The sequence below is a fragment of the Arenibacterium halophilum genome, assembly GCF_005938225.1.
In the GTDB taxonomy this organism is placed as follows: Bacteria; Pseudomonadota; Alphaproteobacteria; order Rhodobacterales; family Rhodobacteraceae; genus Arenibacterium; species Arenibacterium halophilum.
Genome location: NZ_VCPC01000002.1, coordinates 160,072 through 178,286 on the forward strand (window position 1 = coordinate 160,072; position 18,215 = coordinate 178,286).

At 64.7% G+C, this 18,215-nt stretch carries 14 protein-coding genes; 4 read left to right on the top strand and 10 right to left on the bottom strand.

Annotated features, from left to right (window positions below; all coding sequences use genetic code 11):
* From FGK64_RS07645 to FGK64_RS07675, 7 genes are read right to left on the bottom strand one after another with little or no spacing between them, the layout of a single operon-like run.
* Complete coding sequence (locus FGK64_RS07645) at positions 1-507, bottom strand: L-2-amino-thiazoline-4-carboxylic acid hydrolase (RefSeq protein WP_246057702.1); 507 nt, start codon at positions 505-507, stop codon at positions 1-3.
* Positions 508-519: 12 nt separating this feature from the next.
* The gene (locus tag FGK64_RS07650; RefSeq protein ID WP_138863227.1) at positions 520-1,821 is read right to left on the bottom strand and encodes an NAD(P)/FAD-dependent oxidoreductase; all 1,302 of its coding nucleotides are present in this window, start codon (positions 1,819-1,821) and stop codon (positions 520-522) included.
* Positions 1,818-3,443, bottom strand: coding sequence for an aminotransferase class V-fold PLP-dependent enzyme (locus FGK64_RS07655; RefSeq protein WP_138863228.1), 1,626 nt, complete (start codon positions 3,441-3,443; stop codon positions 1,818-1,820). The genes FGK64_RS07650 and FGK64_RS07655 overlap by 4 nt, the downstream gene beginning before the upstream one ends.
* A gap of 9 nt (positions 3,444-3,452) precedes the next feature.
* A complete protein-coding gene (locus FGK64_RS07660) occupies positions 3,453-5,108 on the bottom strand; it encodes an ABC transporter ATP-binding protein (protein ID WP_138863229.1) in 1,656 nt (551 codons plus the stop codon).
* Entirely contained in the window at positions 5,105-5,983 is an 879-nt protein-coding gene (locus tag FGK64_RS07665; RefSeq protein WP_138863230.1) for an ABC transporter permease, read from the bottom strand. Before FGK64_RS07665 ends, FGK64_RS07660 begins: the two co-directional genes overlap by 4 nt.
* Positions 5,980-6,969, bottom strand: a complete 990-nt coding sequence (locus tag FGK64_RS07670; RefSeq protein WP_210236553.1) for an ABC transporter permease — start codon at positions 6,967-6,969, stop codon at positions 5,980-5,982. Before FGK64_RS07670 ends, FGK64_RS07665 begins: the two co-directional genes overlap by 4 nt.
* A 54-nt stretch (positions 6,970-7,023) precedes the next feature.
* Positions 7,024-8,613: an ABC transporter substrate-binding protein gene (locus tag FGK64_RS07675; protein ID WP_138863231.1), complete on the bottom strand. Its 1,590-nt coding sequence runs from the start codon at positions 8,611-8,613 to the stop codon at positions 7,024-7,026.
* A 185-nt stretch (positions 8,614-8,798) separates the two neighbouring features.
* Between FGK64_RS07675 and FGK64_RS07680 the strand changes: the two genes are divergently transcribed.
* Genes FGK64_RS07680 through FGK64_RS07690 form a run of 3 tightly spaced genes read left to right on the top strand, consistent with a single transcriptional unit; the run spans position 8,799 to position 10,901 of the window.
* The gene (locus FGK64_RS07680; RefSeq protein WP_210236554.1) at positions 8,799-9,509 is read left to right on the top strand and encodes an SDR family oxidoreductase; all 711 of its coding nucleotides are present in this window, start codon (positions 8,799-8,801) and stop codon (positions 9,507-9,509) included.
* Positions 9,510-9,531: 22 nt separating this feature from the next.
* A complete protein-coding gene (locus tag FGK64_RS07685; RefSeq protein ID WP_138863233.1) occupies positions 9,532-10,392 on the top strand; it encodes a VOC family protein in 861 nt (286 codons plus the stop codon).
* Positions 10,389-10,901 (top strand): Lrp/AsnC family transcriptional regulator, encoded by a 513-nt coding sequence (locus FGK64_RS07690; protein WP_138863234.1) that lies wholly within the window; start codon positions 10,389-10,391, stop codon positions 10,899-10,901. The genes FGK64_RS07685 and FGK64_RS07690 overlap by 4 nt, the downstream gene beginning before the upstream one ends.
* On the opposite strand, the gene FGK64_RS07695 is transcribed toward FGK64_RS07690, so the two are convergent.
* Positions 10,870-11,826, bottom strand: coding sequence for a LysR family transcriptional regulator (locus FGK64_RS07695; RefSeq protein ID WP_138863235.1), 957 nt, complete (start codon positions 11,824-11,826; stop codon positions 10,870-10,872). The genes FGK64_RS07690 and FGK64_RS07695 overlap by 32 nt on opposite strands.
* Before the next feature lie 89 nt (positions 11,827-11,915).
* On the opposite strand from FGK64_RS07695, the gene FGK64_RS07700 reads away from it, so the two are divergent.
* A complete protein-coding gene (locus tag FGK64_RS07700; RefSeq protein WP_138863236.1) occupies positions 11,916-13,586 on the top strand; it encodes a GMC family oxidoreductase in 1,671 nt (556 codons plus the stop codon).
* A 12-nt stretch (positions 13,587-13,598) separates the two neighbouring features.
* Here FGK64_RS07700 and FGK64_RS07705 read toward each other — a convergent pair whose 3' ends face one another.
* Positions 13,599-16,508, bottom strand: a complete 2,910-nt coding sequence (locus FGK64_RS07705) for an FG-GAP repeat protein (RefSeq protein WP_138863237.1) — start codon at positions 16,506-16,508, stop codon at positions 13,599-13,601.
* Between the two features lie 56 nt (positions 16,509-16,564).
* Positions 16,565-18,163, bottom strand: coding sequence for a caspase family protein (locus tag FGK64_RS07710; protein ID WP_171054009.1), 1,599 nt, complete (start codon positions 18,161-18,163; stop codon positions 16,565-16,567).
* Positions 18,164-18,215 lie beyond the last annotated feature (52 nt).

The following is an 18,215-nucleotide window of genomic DNA, read 5'->3' on the forward strand; positions in this document are numbered from 1 at the left end:
TTACGCGTCCTTCTTCATGCGGTAGCGGAAATCGCAGTGGCTCGCGCCCTTCATGATGGTCTGGGTGCGGGTCAGTTCGATATCGGGGTTGTAGCCGATACAGAAATCGCCGTCGCGGTTGCACGACAGCAGGTGCCCGATGTCGCCCAGCCCCATTTCCTTGTACATCTCGGAGTAGCGGCAGCGCACCACGTTGAAATCCATCTTGTCCTCGGTCGCCTCGACCATCTCGATGCGCAGCGCGTCCTCGCGGGTCCAGTTCGGCTGGATCGCGGCGAAATCGGTCAGGTCGGGGGCGTGGTCCAGCATCGCGGCCAGCTGCTTGCCCTGTTCAATGGCCGAGCGCGAACAGGTTTCGCCGATCACGGCTTCGCCTTCCTCGCGGCTGGTGCGTTCGGTGATCACGTCCAGCACATGCTTCAGGATCATCGCCTCGATCTTGCGGCGCAGCAGGATCGGGATGTCGTTGATGTCCATCCCTTCGGGAATGTCTGGCTTGGCGCTCATTGGGTCATGTCCTCACAGTTTCGGTTCAACCTGGTCCTTGCGTTTCAGCCAGGCCAGATAGGTCGGGGCGACGCGGCGCACGATCCCGTGCAGCGGGAAAGGCGTCGGTTCGGTGATCGGCAGGGCCAGCTCGTCTTCGGGGCGGCCCATGGCGGCGCGGGCCAGCTCGCGCCCCAGCGCGGTGCCAAGCGCGACGCCGCGCCCGTTGCAGCCGATCCAGGCATAGCCATCGGGGCCCAGCCGGTGGACGCGCGGGAACCGATCCCAGTTCATGCCGATATAGCCCGACCAGACATGCGTCATCTCGGGCGTGCCAAGGGCCGGAAACGCCTCGGCCAAGCTGGCGGCGGCCTTGCGGCGCACGCGATTGGCAATGTCGTGGCTGCCCATCACCGCGCCGCCGGTGATCAGCCGGTTGCGCGCGTCATAGCGGAAGAACCGCAGATCGCCGCGCGTGTCCGATACCGCCTGACGGCCCGGCAGAATGGTCTGGCGCAGGTTGTCGCCCAGCGGTTCCGTCGACATCTGCCAGCTGAGCACCGGCACGACCGAGCGCGCGATGCGCGGGGCGAGCGATGGCACCAGTTCGCCGGTATAGGCGTTGGTGGCCAGGATCAGCGCGCGCGCCTTTACGGTGCCGGTCGCCGTGCGGATCACCCATTGCGCGCCCTCGCGGTCGAAGCTGGTAACCGGGGATTGTTCGAATATCGTCGCGCCCAGCCCCTCGGCCGCCGCAGCCATGCCGCGCGCCAGCGCCAGCGGGTTGATGTGCCCGCCGGTGGGGTTGTACATGCCACCGTACCAGAAATCGCTGCCCAGAATCTCGCGCGTCTCGGCGGCCGATTTCAGCTCGGCGGGAAAGCCCGCGCGCTGCCATGCCTCGACCCGTTTCTGCGACAGCTTCACGCGGCCCGGGCTGTGGGCGGGCTGGAACCACCCGGCCTGCTCGGCCTCGGCGGGCATGTCGAATTCGCGCACCAGATCGAACAGGATGCTGGCGGAATTGCCGATCAACTGGACCATGCGTTCGCCCGCCGCGCCATAGCGCGACACCCATGCCGCAGGTTCGGCAGAGGTCAGGATCGGGATCACCTGGCCGTTGTTGCGCCCCGAGGCGCCCCAGCCCACGGCCTTGCCTTCCAGAACGGTGACCGATCGGCCATCGCGCGCGGCCTCGATCGCGGCCGAGAGCCCGGTGAACCCGCCACCGATGATCGCAACGTCGGTGTCATGCGCGCCATTCAGCGCGGTGGCGGGCACGCGCTCGGGCGCGGTCGCGGCCCAGAGCGAGGGTGGGAATTCCACGCCGCTCATGGCCGGGCGCCTTCGCCACAGCCCAGCTCGTGTGGGAGCCAGAACCAGCGCAGCGCCTCTTCATCGGCCAGCAGGGCAGGCGGAGTGTCGGTGACAGGCGGCGCCGCCTGCGCGGCCAGCGCGCGGGCCTCGGCCATGCAGGTGTCGAAATCGGGCGCGGTTGCCGTGGCATCGCCATAACCGTTCCAGAGATCCGACAGGCTGTCGGGCGGCGTATCGGCCACCGGGCGCTGGGCGCGCCAGACACCGTTGCACACGTCCAGCCGGTAGTGCGGCAGCATGTCCAGCCCGTGTTCGGCGACGAATCCGATGGCGGCGGCGATGCGATCCACGTCGGACTCGGAGAAGAACCAGTTCACGCCCAGCCGCGCCCAGCCGGGGCGGAAGGCGGAATGGCCAAGGCTGACGGCTTGTTCGTGCCGCTCGGTCGTCGCGGGGTCAATGTGCAGCAATTCGTGGCCGTAAGGACCGGCGCAGGAACAGCCGCCACGCGCCTGGATGCCGAACAGGTCGTTCAGCAGGGCAACGACGTAATTGTGGTGCAGCAGCTTGCCCTGAACGCGGATGTTGAAGGAAAAGATGCCAATGCGCGGTGCGTCCTCGGGGCCCAGCAGCTCGACCCCCGGGATGGCGCGCAGGGCGGCGTTCATCCGCTCGGTCATCGACATCTCGCGCCGCTCGACCTCGGCCTCGTCCATGTCGCGTTTGAGTTGCAGCACCATGCCTGCGCGGATGTTTTCCACGATGGACGGCGTGCCCGCTTCCTCGCGGCGTTCCGGGTCGGTGACATAGTTGTGCCCCGCCGCGGTGACATAGGACACGGTGCCGCCGCCGGTGACGGTGGGGCGGTCGGTTGCCAGCAGGCGGCGGTCGGCGATCAGGATGCCCGAGGCACCGGGGCCGCCCGGGTATTTGTGCGGCGACAGGAAGGCCGCGTCGATCCGGTCGCCCGCGCCGGGGGCGGTTTCGCCCAGCCGCACGGGCAGGTAGGGCGCGGCAGCGGCAAAATCGGCCACACACCACGCGCCATTGGCGTGCAGCAGTTTCGCGATGGCGCGCAGATCGGTGCGCACGCCGGTGACGTTCGAGGCGGCGGAAAACGCGCCCACTTTCAGCGGTGCATCGGCATGGGCCGCCAAGGCATCGCGCAGCGCGTCAAGGCAGATGGTGCCGCGGTCATTCAGCGGCACCCGCACCACCTGCGCTCCGCTTTCGCGCCACGGCAAATCGTTCGAGTGATGTTCATAGGGCCCGACAAAGATCACCGCGTCCGGCCCAAGCCCCAGCAGCGCCAGCGCGCGGGTCAGCTTGTCGGCAGCGCCGGTGGCGCCCGACCCGGTAAAGATCACCGCGTGGCCGTCATCGGCATCCACCGCGCGGCGCACCGACGCCCGCGCCAACTCGCGCAGCTGGGTGGACCGGCGCCCGGTGAACGAGGTTTCGGTGTGGGTGTTGCCGTAGAAGGGCAGCACATGGGTGCGGATCGCATCCTCGATAAATGCCAAGGACCGCCCCGAGGCGACGTAATCGGCATAAAGCAGCGCGCGCGGGCCGAAGGGGCCGGGGATCGTCGTGCCTTCGCCGATGATCTGGCTGCGGATGGTATCGAATTGAACGGTCATGCGGGTCTCTCAGGCGGCATCGGTGTTTCGAACCGGGGGCGTCCAGTCGCGGCCCGGAATCGATGACATAAGGGTTTGGGTGTAGGGGTGTTGCGGATTGGTAAAGACCTCGGCGGCGGTGCCGCTTTCGACGATCTCGCCCTTTTGCATCACGATCACACTGTCGCACAGCTGGGCGGCAACGCGCAGGTCGTGGGTGACGAACAGCAGCGACAGGTTCATGCGGTCGCGCAGATCGGCCAGCAGCTTCAGAACCTGCGCCTGCACGCTGACATCCAGCGCCGAAACGGGTTCATCGGCCACGATGACCTTGGGCTCCAGCGCGAGCGCGCGGGCAATGCCGATCCGCTGACGCTGGCCGCCGGAAAATTCATGCGGAAAGCGGTTGGCGGCAGCGGGGGACAGTTCAACCAGCTCCAGCAGTTCGCGCGCATTCTCGCGGGCCTCTGCCGGGTTCGCGCCATGCACGATGGGCCCTTGCGCGATCAGATCGACCACCCGCTTGCGCGGGTTGAGCGAGGCCATCGGATCCTGAAACACCATCTGGATATTCTTGCGCATCGCGCGCATCTGCGCAGGCGTGCAGGCCAGAAGATCGGCGCCGTCCAGTTCCACGGCGCCGGAATCCGCTTCCAGCAGCCGGGTCACCAGCCGCGACACGGTTGTCTTGCCGGACCCGGATTCGCCCACAACGCCAAGGGTTTCGCCCCGGCGCAGCGCAAAGCTCAGATCCTTCACCGCCGTCACCGCCTTGCGTTTGCCAGTCAAAAGGCCACCGCGCGCGGCAAAGGTTTTCTTCAGCCCGGTGCCTTTCAGCACCACGGGGCTGTCACTCAGCGGCTTCGGCGCGGGCGGGGCCAGATCGGGGACCGAGGCAATCAGCGCCTGCGTATAGGGGTGGCGCGGGTCGTTCAGCACCTGCGCGGCGGGGCCCTGTTCGACCACCTCTCCGTGGCGCAGCACCACGACGTGATCGGCGATTTCCGCCACCACGCCAAAGTCGTGGGTGATGAACAGGATGCCGGCGCCGTCTTCGCGCTGCAACTCGCGGATCAGTTTCAGGATCTGCAACTGCGTGGTCACGTCCAGCGCGGTTGTGGGTTCATCCGCGATCATCAGGCGCGGCGACAGGGCCAGCGCCATGGCGATCATCACGCGCTGGCGCTGTCCGCCGGAAATTTGGTGCGGATAGGCGTTATAGGCCGACTCGGGGTCGGGAATCTGTACCCGCGCCAGCATGTCGAGCGCGTGTTTGCGGCGCTCGGCCCGTTTCGCGGGCATGTGCAGCTTCAGCACCTCGTCGATCTGCCAGCCCACGGTTTTCTGCGGATTCAACGCCGTCATCGGTTCCTGGAAGATCATCGAGATACGGTTGCCGCGAATGCCGCGCATCTCGGCCTCGGACTTGGCCAGCAGGTCGTCGCCTTCGAAATGAATCGAGCCGTCCGCCACATACACATGCGGTTCGGGCAACAGGCGCATCACCGCCCCCGCCGACAGCGATTTGCCCGAGCCGGATTCGCCCACCATGCAGACGATTTCGCCGGGGTTGACCCGCAGGCTCAGCCCGTCGAGCGCGAAGGGCCGGTCGGATCCTTCGGGCAGGGCGATCTTCAGGTCACGGATCTCAAGTATAGGGGCCGTATCTTGGCGGTCTTGGCTCATTGCTTCTGCCTTGGGTTCAGCGCGTCGTTCAGCCCTTCGCCCAGCAGCGAAAAGGACAGCACGGTCAGGACGATGGCGATGCCGGGGATCGCGGCGCAATACCACGCGGTACGCAGCACGGCGCGGCCTTGGCCGATCATGTTGCCCCAGCTGGCATAGTTCGGATCGCCGAGGCCAAGGAAGGCCAGCGCGCTTTCCAACAGGATCGACAGCGCCATGATGACCGAGGCATAGACGATAATCGGCGGCAGCGCGTTGGGCAGGATCTCGCGGAAGATCAGCGAGGTGTTCGACACGCCAAGATTCCGCGCCGCATCGACGAATTCGCGGTTCCTTAGCGACATGAACTCGGCCCGGACCATGCGCGCCGGGGCGGTCCAGCTGACGATGCCGATGGCCAGCGTGATCCATTCGATTTTCGACCCGAGGATCGCGACAAGCGTCAGCAGCAGCACGAAGTTCGGGATGGTCTGGAACGCCTCGGTGATGCGCATTAGCACGTCATCGACCCAGCCGCCGAAATACCCGGCCAGCGCGCCGATCACCACGCCGATGGCAATGGCGACCAGCGTCGCAACCACGCCCACCAGCAGCGAAATCCGCGCGCCATAGAACAGCCCCGACAGGATGTCGCGGCCCAGCTGGTCGGTGCCCAGAGGCGTCGCCATGTCGACAAAGGGCGCGGTTAGCGGGGCTCCGGCGCGGCGCAGCGGATCGCCCGGATCGACCAGACCGGCGGTCAGCGCCATCAGGACAACCACGGCAAACAGGACCAGCCCCAGCAGCGCGGCGCGGTTGCGGCGATAGCGGTTCCAGAACACCACGGCGCGAGAGGGTTCGGCGGGGCGCAGGCGGGTATCGTCGATGATGCTCATGACAGTTCGATCCGGCTGTCGAGACGTGCGTAAAGCAGGTCGGTCAGGAAGTTCACGACAACCACGATGATCGAGCACAGGAAGATAATGCCCATCAGCGTGTTCATGTCGCGCTGGATGACGGATTGATAGGCCAGCTGGCCCAGGCCCGGCAGGGTAAAGATGGTTTCCACCACCACGGAACCCCCCAGCACGGTGGAAAACTGTAGCCCGAACAGGGTCACCACCGGCAGCAGCGCGTTGCGCATGATGTGGTGAAACATCAGCCGGGTTTCGCCCGCGCCCTTGGCCCGCGCGGTGCGCACGAAATCAAGGTCGGCCACCTGCAGCACTGATGACCGCATCAGCCGCAGGTAGAACGACAGGTAGATCAGCGACAGCGCCGCCGTTGGCATGATCAGGTGCAGCGCCACGTCCCAGACGTGATCCCAGCCGGTGTAAAACCCCGCGATGGTCTTGATCCCGCCCACCGGAAGCCAGCCGAGTTTCACCGAGAACAGCAGCATCATCATCAGCGACAGGAAGAAGCTGGGCGTGGCATAGAACACCAGCCCCAGCGTCGAAATCACGTTGTCGGTCAGCGAATAGGCGCGCCGCGCGGCAATCGCCCCCAGCGCCACGCCCACGGTAAAGGCGATCGACAGCGAGGTCGCCATCAGCAGCAGCGTGGTGCCCAGACGGTCCATCAGCACGGTCGCCACGGGCTGTTCATAGACGAAGGACCAACCGAAATCGAAGGTGGCCAGTTTCGACATATACCGCCACAGCTGGACCCACACCGGCTGATCCAGACCGTATTCGATGCGCAGCCGCTCGATGAACTGCGCATCCGCGCCGCCCATGTCGCCCACCAGCGCGTCAACGGTATCACCGGGCGCCAGTTTCAGCAGAAGGAAGGTGCCCACCATGATCAGCACGATCACGGGCACCGCCTGCACAAGGCGGCGCAGGGCGTATGTCAGCAATGGGGGGATGGGCAGGGACATCTTTTAACCTTGATGGTGCAGGTGGGCCCGCACGGGGCCCACCCAACTGTGGTGTTACTGGTCAAGCCAGAGGTCGTACCAGCTCGACGAATTCCACCGCGGGGTGTTGTGGTGGTTCATCAGCTTCTTGGACGTGACCGAGATGAAAGGATGCTCGATCGCGAAGATCACCGGCAGCTCTTCCATCGCCTTGCGCTGGATCTGGTGATACATCTCGGCGCGCGTCTCGGGGTCAAGCTCCGAGGCCGCATCGTCGATCATCTGGTCCATTTCCTCGCTTTTCCAGCCGAACTGGTTGGTCCACGGCGTACCGTTGGGCTGACCCGACCGCAGCCAGACCATCGTCGAAACCGCCGGGTCCGAGCGGAACTGGTGCCAGCCGTTCGCGGTGTCGAAATCGTGGTCGCGATACACGCCGTTCAGGAAGCCGGGGGCATCGTTGGTCAGGATTTCAACGTCGATGTCGATCTCCTTCATCGCCTGCGCGAAATACTCGGCCCACAGCTGGGTGTATTCGCCCCAGGGCGCGGGACGGTGGCGCAGCTTGAAGCGGAAGCCATCGTCTTTCACCGGGTAACCGGCCTCGTCCAGCATGGATTTCGCCAACTCGGGGTCGTAGTCGTAAGTCTTCACGTCATCGGTGTAATTCTCCCCACCGGCCGACGGCACGGGGCCACGGCCGGGCTTGGCAAAGCCGCGCATGATCGTGTCGATGGCATAGTCGATATCCAGCCCGTGATACATCGCCTGACGTACCTTCAGGTCGGCCATGATCGGGTTGCGGTGGTTGAATTCGACGGTCGAGTGGGCGACGTTGTTTTCATAGCCCGTGGTGCCCACGTCAAAGCGGTCGTCGTTGCTCAGCCGTTCGACATCGGCCATCGACACGCCGATAAAGCCCGACTCGTGCACTTCGCCCGCTTCCAGCGCGGCAGCCGCAGCGGATTTGTCCTTGATGAAACGCCAGACGATGCGGTCGAGATAGGGATAGCCCTCGCGCCAGTAGTCTTCGTTTTTCACGGCCATCACGTATTGGCCACGCTCGTATTCGACAAACTTGAACGGTCCCGTGCCCACAGGCGCGGTGTTGTATTCGCTTTTCAGGATGTCGGTGCCTTCATACAGGTGCTTGGGCATCGGGTGCCCAAGATCGGGCATGGCGGCCACGAACAGGTCGATCGGCATCGGCTTGGAATAGTTGAACACGGCGGTGTGCGGATCGGGGCAGTCGACCGACTCCAGATTGGCCTGCAGCGCCGAAGAGTAGTTCAGCAGCGGCTTCCACATTTCCATTGCGGTGAATGACACGTCATCGCAGGTGAAATCTTCGCCATCGTGCCAGCGGACGCCTTCGCGCAGCTTGACCGTGATCGCCAGACCATCTTCCGAGCTGCTCCATTCGGTGGCCAGCACGGGTTCATAGCCGTCATAGCTTTTGTCGATCAGCGGTTCGACGATCTTGCCGCTGATGTTGTACACGCCGGTCGAGGCGCGCAGCGCCGGGTTCAGCGTGCGCTGTTCGGAAATCATGTGTACGATGGCGGTGCCGCCGGTTTTCACGTCCTGCGCCACGGCCGTTTGCGGCGCCAGTGCTCCCGCCGTTCCGGCAAGCGCGACGCCCAGGCCCAATAGTCGTTTCTTCATGTGATTTTCCCCAGTCGGTTTCAATTTCGCGGACTTCCCGGATCCGCCGTAGGGTCAGTTTGAGAACCTGTTGGCGGAGCGTCAATATAATTTCTAAGTTTTTTCCCTTGGAAGGAATGAAATCCTATGTATTCTGACTTTACGGGAAACATAGTCCAATTTTTTGGCGAATGAAAGGCCACTACATGCAAGGAGCGGTTTGGATCACCGGCGCGGGATCGGGAATCGGGGCGGCGATGGCGCGCAGGTTTGCTGCCGAAGGCTTTGCCGTCGCGCTGACAGCGCGCGGGCGCGACGCGCTGGAAGAGGTCGCCGACTCGCTGGGCGACGGCGCGCGCTGCCTTGTGGTGCCGGGGGATGTCACGGATCGGGCCGGAATGGCAAGCATTGCGCAGCAGGTGGCCGAGTGGGGCGGTGGCCTTTCGGTGCTGTGCAACAACGCCGGATTGAACATTCCCAAACGCACCTGGGCCGAACTGGACTGGGACAGCTGGGACAATGTGCTCAAGGTCAACATCACCGGCGCGCTGAACGTGATCGCCGCCTGCCTGCCGGTCATGCGCACGCAGGGCGACGGCGTCATGATCCACACCTCAAGCTGGGCGGGGCGCTATCATTCGTCCGTCAGCGGCGTGGCCTATGGGGCATCGAAGCACGCGCTGAGCGATATTTCGGCCAGCCTGAACGATGAAGAAGGCAAGAACGGTATCCGCTCGACCGCGCTGTGCCCGGCCGAAGTCGCGACGCCCTTGTTGGCACAACGCCCGGGATTTGATCACAGCCGCCTTGCGGCGATGATTCAGCCCGAAGATATGGCGGAAACCGCGCTGTACGTTGCCCGCATGAGCCCGGGTGTTACGGTACATGAAATCGTGCTGGCGCCGGTGCGCCGCTAAGTCATTGATAAAGGAACGTTGAATGTCTCACCCTGTCAAAGGTATCGATCACTGTTTCGCGCTGGTTCAGGACTTGGACCTGGCGGCGCGCCAGTATGCGGCGCTGGGCTTTACGCTCTCGCCGCGCGGCCTGCATTCCGAGGCGAAGGGGTCGGCCAACTACACGATCATGTTCCCTGACGACTATTTTGAACTGCTGGGCCTGCTGCGCGAAACGCCCGGCAATGCCTCTCGGCGCGAGTCGCTGGCGACGATGGGGCAGGGGCTGCACGCCATCGCCTGCCGGATCGACACGGCCGAGGGCGCTGCCGCCGATCTGGCCGAACTTGGGATTGCCACGCATGGGCTGGGCAGCTTTGAACGCCCCGTGCCGCTGCCGGGAGGGGGCACGGGGGTTGCCGCCTTTTCGACGGTGGCCTTCGAGCCCGCCGAAGTGCCGCGCGGTACGGTTTTCATGTGCCAGCACAAGACGCGCGATACCGTCTGGCTGCCCGAGCTGCTGAGCCATGCCAACACCGCTTGCGGGCTGGCCGAGATCGTTGCCATCTCGGACGAACCCGAAGCCGAGGCGCCGCGCTTTGCCCGGCTCTGGGCCGATGGCGCTGTCAGCGCGCGTGGGATGGGGCAGGTGGTGCAGACCGGAGAAAACTCTGCCCCGCTGGTGCTGATGCCGCGTGATGCCCTGGCCAAGGAGTTTCCGGGCATCGACCTGTCGCAGACGGCGCAGGGGGCGTTTACCGTGCTGCGGGTCAAGGTGGCCGATCTGGATGCCGCCCGTGGCTGTCTGGACTCGGGCGGCGTGCCTCCGATTGATACCGCAAACGGGGTTGCGGTGGCACCGGAACATGCCTCGGGCGTGATCGTCGAATTCGTGCCGGTATGAGTGGGGCAAAGGGGCGCAAAACGGGCACCAAACCCGCCGAAAGCCTCAGCTTTGACGAGATCGACCAGAAGATCCTGGATATCTTGCAGGAAGACAGCGACACGGTGATCAGCGCGATTTCCGAAGCTGTCGGCCTGTCGGCCACCCCCTGCTGGCGGCGCATCAAGCGGATGGAGGAGGCGGGGCTGATCAAGGGCCGCGTGGTGCTGGTGGATCAGGAGCGCGCCAACGTTCCGATGACCGTCTTCATCAGCGTCAGCACCCCGCGCCATGAAATTTCCTGGCTTCAGCAGTTCTGCGAGTTGATCGACGAGATCCCCGAGGTGGTGGAAGCCTACCGCCTTAGCGGGACGGTGGATTATATCCTGAAGGTCGTGGTGCCCGACATCGCGACCTATGACATGGTCTACAAGAAGATGATCGAGCGGCTGGAATTCCGGCAGGTGAATTCGATGATCTCGATGGAAGAGCTGAAATTCACGACGGCAATTCCGACGCGCTACCTGTAGGCACGGCGTCCGCCGTGGGCCAGATGCGCGGCAGCAGGGCGAACAGCGCGGCTGTGGTTGGCGCCTGCAGTCGTGCCGCCGGTGCGATCAGCGACAGACACGCGGGCACGGTCACCGCTTCGCACAGCGCCAGCCCGTGCGACTGGCGCTGATGCAGCGCAATGGAATCGCGGCACAGCGACAGCCCGACGCCCGCGCGTACCATTTCCAGCATCGACGCCTCTTGATCGACCAGTGCGACGATATTCTGCTGCGTGCCTGCCTTTCCCAGCGCGCGGGCCAGTAGGCGATTGTGGACAGACCCGGGCGGCGTGCCGATCCACGGCATTGCGGCCAGACTTTCCCAATCTGCGCGGGCTATCCGCCCCTCCCACCCGGCCGGGCCGATGACGCGATACGTGAAATCGGCCAGAGCGACGGCATGTAGCGGTGTCTCGCGTCGCGCCAGCGCGGAAAGGTCTTCGCGTGCCGACAGGTAGAACCCTGCGTCGATCCGGCCCCGGTCCAGCCTCTCGATGCTGTCACCGCTGACGCCATGCACCAGTTCGGTCTGCACCTCTGGGTGATGAGCCCGCAACAATCCAAGCATCTGGCCCAGCCTCGTGAATTCGGGATCGACGATGGTGCCGATGCGCAGGCTGCCGGAAATCTGCCGCCGCTGGCGCCCGGCGCTGGTGCGAAACTCGTCCAGCGCGTCGATCACCTGCCGCGCCTTCACCAGCAGCGCCGCGCCATCCGGCGTCAGATGCACCCCATGCGGGCCACGTGTGAACAGGGTCAGGCCCGTTTCACTGGCCAGCTTGCGCAGTTGGTGGCTGATTGCCGGTTGTGTCAGGTTCAGAACCTCGGCCGCACGCGACACGCTGCCTTCGCGGGCAGTGGTGACAAAGGCCAGAAGATTGCGCTGGTTGGGCAGGTGATCCATATTACGAACCTTTATATCAGTCGATGCTATTCGTCATTGGCAATCTTCCCAGGCCCCCGCTACTCTGCGCGCCGAACGGGGAGGCAGCCATGACAGAAAAAACAGCGGAAACCTTTGATTTCATCGTTGTGGGGGCAGGGACGGCGGGATGCCTTCTGGCCAATCGGCTCAGCCGCGACCCGAATGCCCGGGTACTTCTACTGGAGGCCGGCAAGCCCGACACCTATCCGTGGATTCATATCCCTGTCGGCTATCTCTACTCCATCGGCAACCCTCGGGTCGATTGGCTCTATCGGACAGAACCCGATGCCGGACTGAACGGGCGCAGCCTGCTGTACCCGCGCGGCAAGACGCTGGGGGGCTGTTCGTCGATCAACGGCATGATCTACATGCGCGGGCAGGCGCGCGATTATGACGGCTGGGCGCAGCTGACCGGCGATGCGGACTGGAGCTGGGAGAATTCGCTGGACGATTTCCGCGCCCACGAAGATCACTACAAGCTCGACAATGGCGCCGATCCCGCCATCGGAGACAATCAGCGGTTTTCCGACATGCACGGCCACGGGGGCGAATGGCGGGTCGAGAAACAGCGCCTGCGCTGGGATGTGCTGGACAGCTTTGCCGAGGCCGCGACCCAGATCGGCGTGCCCCGCACCGACGACTTCAATTCCGGCGACAATTCGGGCATCGGTTATTTCGACGTGAACCAACGCTCGGGCTGGCGCTGGAACACCTCAAAGGCGTTTTTGCGGCCCGCAAGAAACCGCCCCAACCTGACCGTCTGGACAGAGGCGCAGGCCGAGCGGCTGACCTTTGAAACGGGTGACGATGGCCTCCCGCGCTGCACGGGCGTGATGGTCAACCGGGCCGGGCGCAGCCTGTGGGCCGAAGCTCGGCGCGAGGTGGTGCTGTCGGCGGGCGCGGTGAATTCGCCCGCGATCCTTCAACTGTCGGGCGTGGGGCCGGGCGCTTTGCTGAATGAACACGGCATCGAGGTGGTGCACGACCTGCCGGGGGTGGGCGAGAACCTGCAAGACCACCTTCAGGTGCGCGCCGTGTTCAAGGTGACAGGCACCCGCACCTTGAATGCACTGGCGAGCACCTTGTTCGGAAAGGCGGCGATCGGGCTGGAGTATCTGTTGAAACGCAGTGGCCCGATGAGCATGGCCCCCAGCCAGCTGGGCGCCTTCACCCGGTCCGACCCGGGGCAGCCCCATGCCAACCTGGAATATCATGTCCAGCCGCTTAGCCTTGAAGCGTTCGGAGAGGACCTGCACCCGTTTCCGGCGATCACGGTGTCGGTGTGTAACCTGAATCCCACCAGCCGGGGGTGCATTACCATCGGGTCGTCCGATTTCCGCCAGCCGCCGAAGATCGCGCCGAATTACCTGGCCACGGACGAAGACCGCAAGATCGCTGCCGACAGTCTGCGGCAGGTGCGCCAGATCATGGCACAGCCCGCGATGGCGGGATATGCGCCCGAGGAATTCAAACCCGGCGTTCAGTATGAGACGGATGACGATCTGGCGCGGCTGGCCGGTGACATCGCCACTACCATCTTTCACCCCGTCGGCACCGCAACGATGGGTCGCGAGGACGACCCGATGGCGGTTTGCGATCCGCATCTGCGCGTGCGCGGCATATCGGGTCTGCGGGTCGTGGACGCCAGCGTGATGCCCCGCATCACCAGCGGCAACACCAATGCACCTACGCTGATGATCGCCGAAAAGGCGGCAAAGTGGATCGCCGCCGGGCAATGACCGAACCGAATCCTAGCCGTGCGTACCGGGTTCTTCCGGAGCGAAATTGAAATCGGCGTTGGTCAATTCGGCCAAGGTTGTGTTCAGGATCGTGATCGAATTGCCGCCAAAGGCCAGCACGGCGTCGTTTCCGTTCATCGTGCGAATGAACGCTCCGGTCGATTGAACCCCGGTGTCGTACACGTCGATAATGTCGACGCCATCCTCAAAGTCCACGATCGTGTCGTGCCCCCAGTTTCCCTGCATCACGAATGTGTCGGCCCCGGCGCCGCCGCGCAACGTGTCGTCCCCACTTCCGCCAAACAGGGTGTCAGCTCCGCCACCGCCGATCAGGGTGTCATTGCCATTGTGACCGTACAGGTCATCGGCTCCGTTGCCGCTGTTCAGTCGGTTGTTGCCCCCATCACCATGCAACAGATCGCTGCCCGCACCCGAGGTGACGTGCTCGATGCTGATGAGCGTGTCCATCCCCTGCCCGGTGTCCTGGGGGCCGGTAATCCGAAGGTCGACAGAGATGTCGGACTGGCCCGTGAACTCGGCCGTGTCGCGGCCTGCGCCGCCGTTCAAAATATCGTCGCCCACGCCGCCATTCAACGTGTCGTTGTTGGCACCGCCGCGCAGCGTGTCGTTTCCGGCCTCGCCGTGAAAGGTGTCGTGCCCGCCGCGGCCGTTGAAGATATCGTTGCCTTTTCCGCCATACACGGAGTCAGACCCGGCGTTGCCCTTTTGTTTGGCATCGACGAAGGTATCGGCCCCATCGCCCATATAGACGGTATCGCGCCCATTACCGCCCAGAATGCGGTCGTTCCCGGCGTCGCCGTACAGCGTATCGTCATCTGCGCCGCCGTCGATCTGGTCGTTGCCGGTTCCGCCGCGGATTTCATCCGTGCCCGCATCGCCATTCAGCGTGTCGTTGCCGCCGCCACCATTGATCGTGTCGTCGCCAGCGCCGCCATGAACCGTGTCGGCGCCCGCTTTGCCAGATTGATTGGTATCGACGTAGACATCGTTGCCATTGCCAAGGAACGCCGTGTCGCGGCCGTTGCCGCCCCAGACACGGTCATTGCCGTTGTCGCCATACAGCGTGTCGTTGTTCTTGCCGCCATACAGGCGGTCGTGACCGGCAAAGCCGCGAAGCGTATCGTTGCCGTCATTGCCTTTCAGCGTGTTGCGCCCGCCTTTCCCAAGCAAGCTGTCATCGCCGCCACCCGACGTCAGGTTTTCGATACGGATCAAGGTGTCCGTGCCGCGGCCTGTCGCCTGGGGGCCCGCGATCCGAAGGTCGACGTTCACAGCGCCCGGACCCGAGAAGACAGCGGTATCCTTGCCGGCGCCACCGTCGATTTCGTCATCACCATGCCCGCCGTTCAGCGTGTCGTTGCCGCCGAAACCGCGCAGGATATCGTTGCGTGATGTTCCGGTCAGCGTGTCTGCCCCGGCCGTGCCGTTGATTGGGGCGGGGCCGCCAAACAGCACATAGGCTGCGCCCGATTTGTTGCCGTTCTCCGCCGCCGTCGGCGCGCCGACGCCGATATCGTCGTATCCGTCGCCGTTCACGTCGCCCAGTGCCGAAACGGAAAAGCCGAATTCGCCCCCGGCCAGCGTACCGTCTATTACGAAGCCGGTATCCTCGGTCAGCGACGACAGATCGAACTGACGCGCGAAGGGGCCATCGTGACCGTACACCACATAGGCCCGCCCCGCGCTGGCGTTGACACCTGTTGCGCCGATCAGCAGGTCGTCGATGCCGTCACCGTTTACATCTCCGGCCGAAGACACGCTGCGCCCGGATTGTTCGTCCAGCACCTCTCCGTCCAGCCGGAACCCGTTGGTGCCGTCCAGCGAGGACAGCGACAGGTCTGACGGAAACCCCGAGGTGCCCCCAAAAACCACATAGGTTGAACCGGACTGGCCCGAATGCGGATCGGCCAGAAAGGCGCCAACGGCCAGATCGTCGAAACCGTCGTTGTTGATGTCGCCCACGTTGTTGACCGAAAAGCCCGAGAAGTCGTTGGAGTTGGTGCCGCGCAGGCGGAATCCATCGGTGCCGTCCAGCCCGTTCAGATTGATCGTCGCGCTGAAGTCATCCGTGGCGCGCCCGAAGACCACATAGGAATCCCCCGTGTTCGTGCGGGCGCGGAACGCCCCGATCAGGATGTCGTCGACCCCGTCGCCGTTGATGTCCCCGGCCGAGGACACGCTGCGCCCCATATCTCCATCGGTTGTGCGCCCGATGATGCGAAAGCCGTTTGACCCGTCGAGCGTCGACAGATCGACCTCGGCCGCAAATCCGGTCGTGGTGCCGAACACCACATAGGTTTCGCCCCGCCCGTTGTTGTGGGCCGGTGCGCCGATGATCAGGTCGTCGATGCCGTCGCCATTCACGTCTCCGGCCGAGGATACCGCGCGCCCGGCGGTTTCATCCGTCGCCGCGCCGCCCAGTTTGAAGCCGTTGGTGCCATCCAGCGCTGACAGCGAGAACGTGGCCGAGAAACCGCCAGTATCCCCGAAAATCACATAGGCGGCGCCATTCCTGCCATCGGCGCCCGGCGCGCCAACGATCAGGTCGTCCAGCCCATCGCCGTTCACATCGCCCGCGTGCGACAGCCCGCGCCCGGCGATGTCATAGGCGGCGGCGCCGTCGATGCGAAAGCCGTTGGTGCCATTCAGGGTGGTGACGTCAAGGTTGGTCGGGAACCCGGCATCGGTGCCATATATCACATAGGCAGCGCCAACGTTCACAGTTGCGCCCAATTCGCGCCCGAAGGCGCCGACGACTACATCGGCAAACCCGTCGCCATTCAAGTCGCCCGCATAGGTGATGGTTTCGCCAAAGTTAGCCGCCGCGGCTTCGCCCAGCATCCGGAACCCGTTGGTGCCGTCCAGCGCTGCCAGAGTGAACAGGGGATCGAGGATATTCATCGGAAGTCTCCGGTCAGGTAGGGTCTGTACTTGGGCGTGGGTCGGCTCTGGGCGGATCAGTCGCCAATCGGCGTTCCGTTGCGGCAGCCACGCGTGACGCCGTAGTCAGGGCAGAACTTGGGCCTGGACGATTTGGCCGGTGCAGGGGCCGCGGGCTTGGGCTTGGGCGCGGGCGCAGGCGCGGTTGTTTTGCGGCGCACCGGGGCAGGCTGTGTTGCCTTGCGGGGCGCCGGACGCGACACGGCCGCCACCTGCGGGCAGTCTGCATCCGGGTGGCGTTCCAACAGCGCAAGCGTGGATTCCAGCGCCACCACATCCGGACGGCGTGCCAGGACGATCCGTTCGCCGATGACATCCGACAGCCGCTCGATGCCCGAACTGGAACCACGCCCGTATATGCCGTCGATCGCACCGCGGTAGCAGCCGCGCCGGCGCAGATCGACTTGCAGCGCGCGCACGGCCTCGTCGTAGGTCATCTCCGGTTCGGGCTCTGGGTCCGGTTGCGGGGCGGCAGAGACGTCTGGCACGGGCTCGGGCGCAGCCTCGGGCAAGGGGGCGGGTTCCGCTCGGGCGGGCGTCTGGATGCGGGGCGCCTCGGGGCGCGGCTCGGCCAGGGTTGCGATCCGGTCATCGCGGGCGGGGGGCGTGTCATCGCGTGGTGCGGCGCCCGCCGGGGGCTGGGCGGCAATTGCCGCGTCTTGGCCCACCATCTGCAACCCGCGGCGGTCGGTCGCCGCCTCGATCGCCTGACGCTTCTCCAGCGCGAGGCTATAGAGGACGTGGAAGTTCAGCGTGGCGTATTGCGCCAGAAATCCATCCCAGGCTTCAGCGGTTCCCAGACGGTCGGCAATCGCGAAATCCGCAAGGATCGTGGTGGTCGCGGTGGCCAGATCGAACGTGGCCTGTGGTGCGGGTTCCGGCTCGGGTTCCGGTTCGGGCTGCACCAGTGGTTCGCTGTTGGGGTTGATCACATACTCCCGCCCCCCGATCGAGGAGTAGACGAACGGCGCGGCGCCCGGCACGCTTTGGCGCATTTCATCGCGGACCGCCCCAAGCAGGCGGCGCACGTCCTGCGGAGGGCCGTCTATCGCGTTCAGAAAGGCGCGGGTGAAAGGCGAATTGCCGCCCGCGACACCGTCGGGCGTGATCTCTCCGGCGGCAGCGGCATAGGCGATCAGCGTGTCCGCCTCGGCGTATTCGATATTGGCCAGCCCGCTGCCGACGTTGCGCCCGGCGTCTTCACGCTGCATCCGCGCCACGAAGGGGTTGTTACGGCAGGCGTCCAGCACCAGCATCTTCATTGACCGCGCGCCCGACATCTGCCGCAGCAGCGCATCGACATGGATCATCTCGACCGGGGCATCGCGTTCATCGACCAATTCGGCATCGACGGGCACAAGGTAGTTGCGGCCCTCTATCTCGATCCCGTGACCTGCATAGTAGATCAGCGCGATGTCGGCCTCGTCCGCCTTGTCACGGAAGGCGCGCAGCGCATCGTACATATCGTTGCGGTTCAGGTCGTCCATCCGCACCACGTCGAACCCTTGCCGCGTCAGCGCGTCGGCGATGGCGGCGGCATCACGGCGCGGGTTGGGCAGTTCCGACACAGATTGGTAGGCAGAGTTGCCGATCACCAGCGCGGCATTGGTGGCCATCGCCCGGTTGCCCGTGGCTAGGCCGAGAACGGCACAGAAGAAGATGAAAACA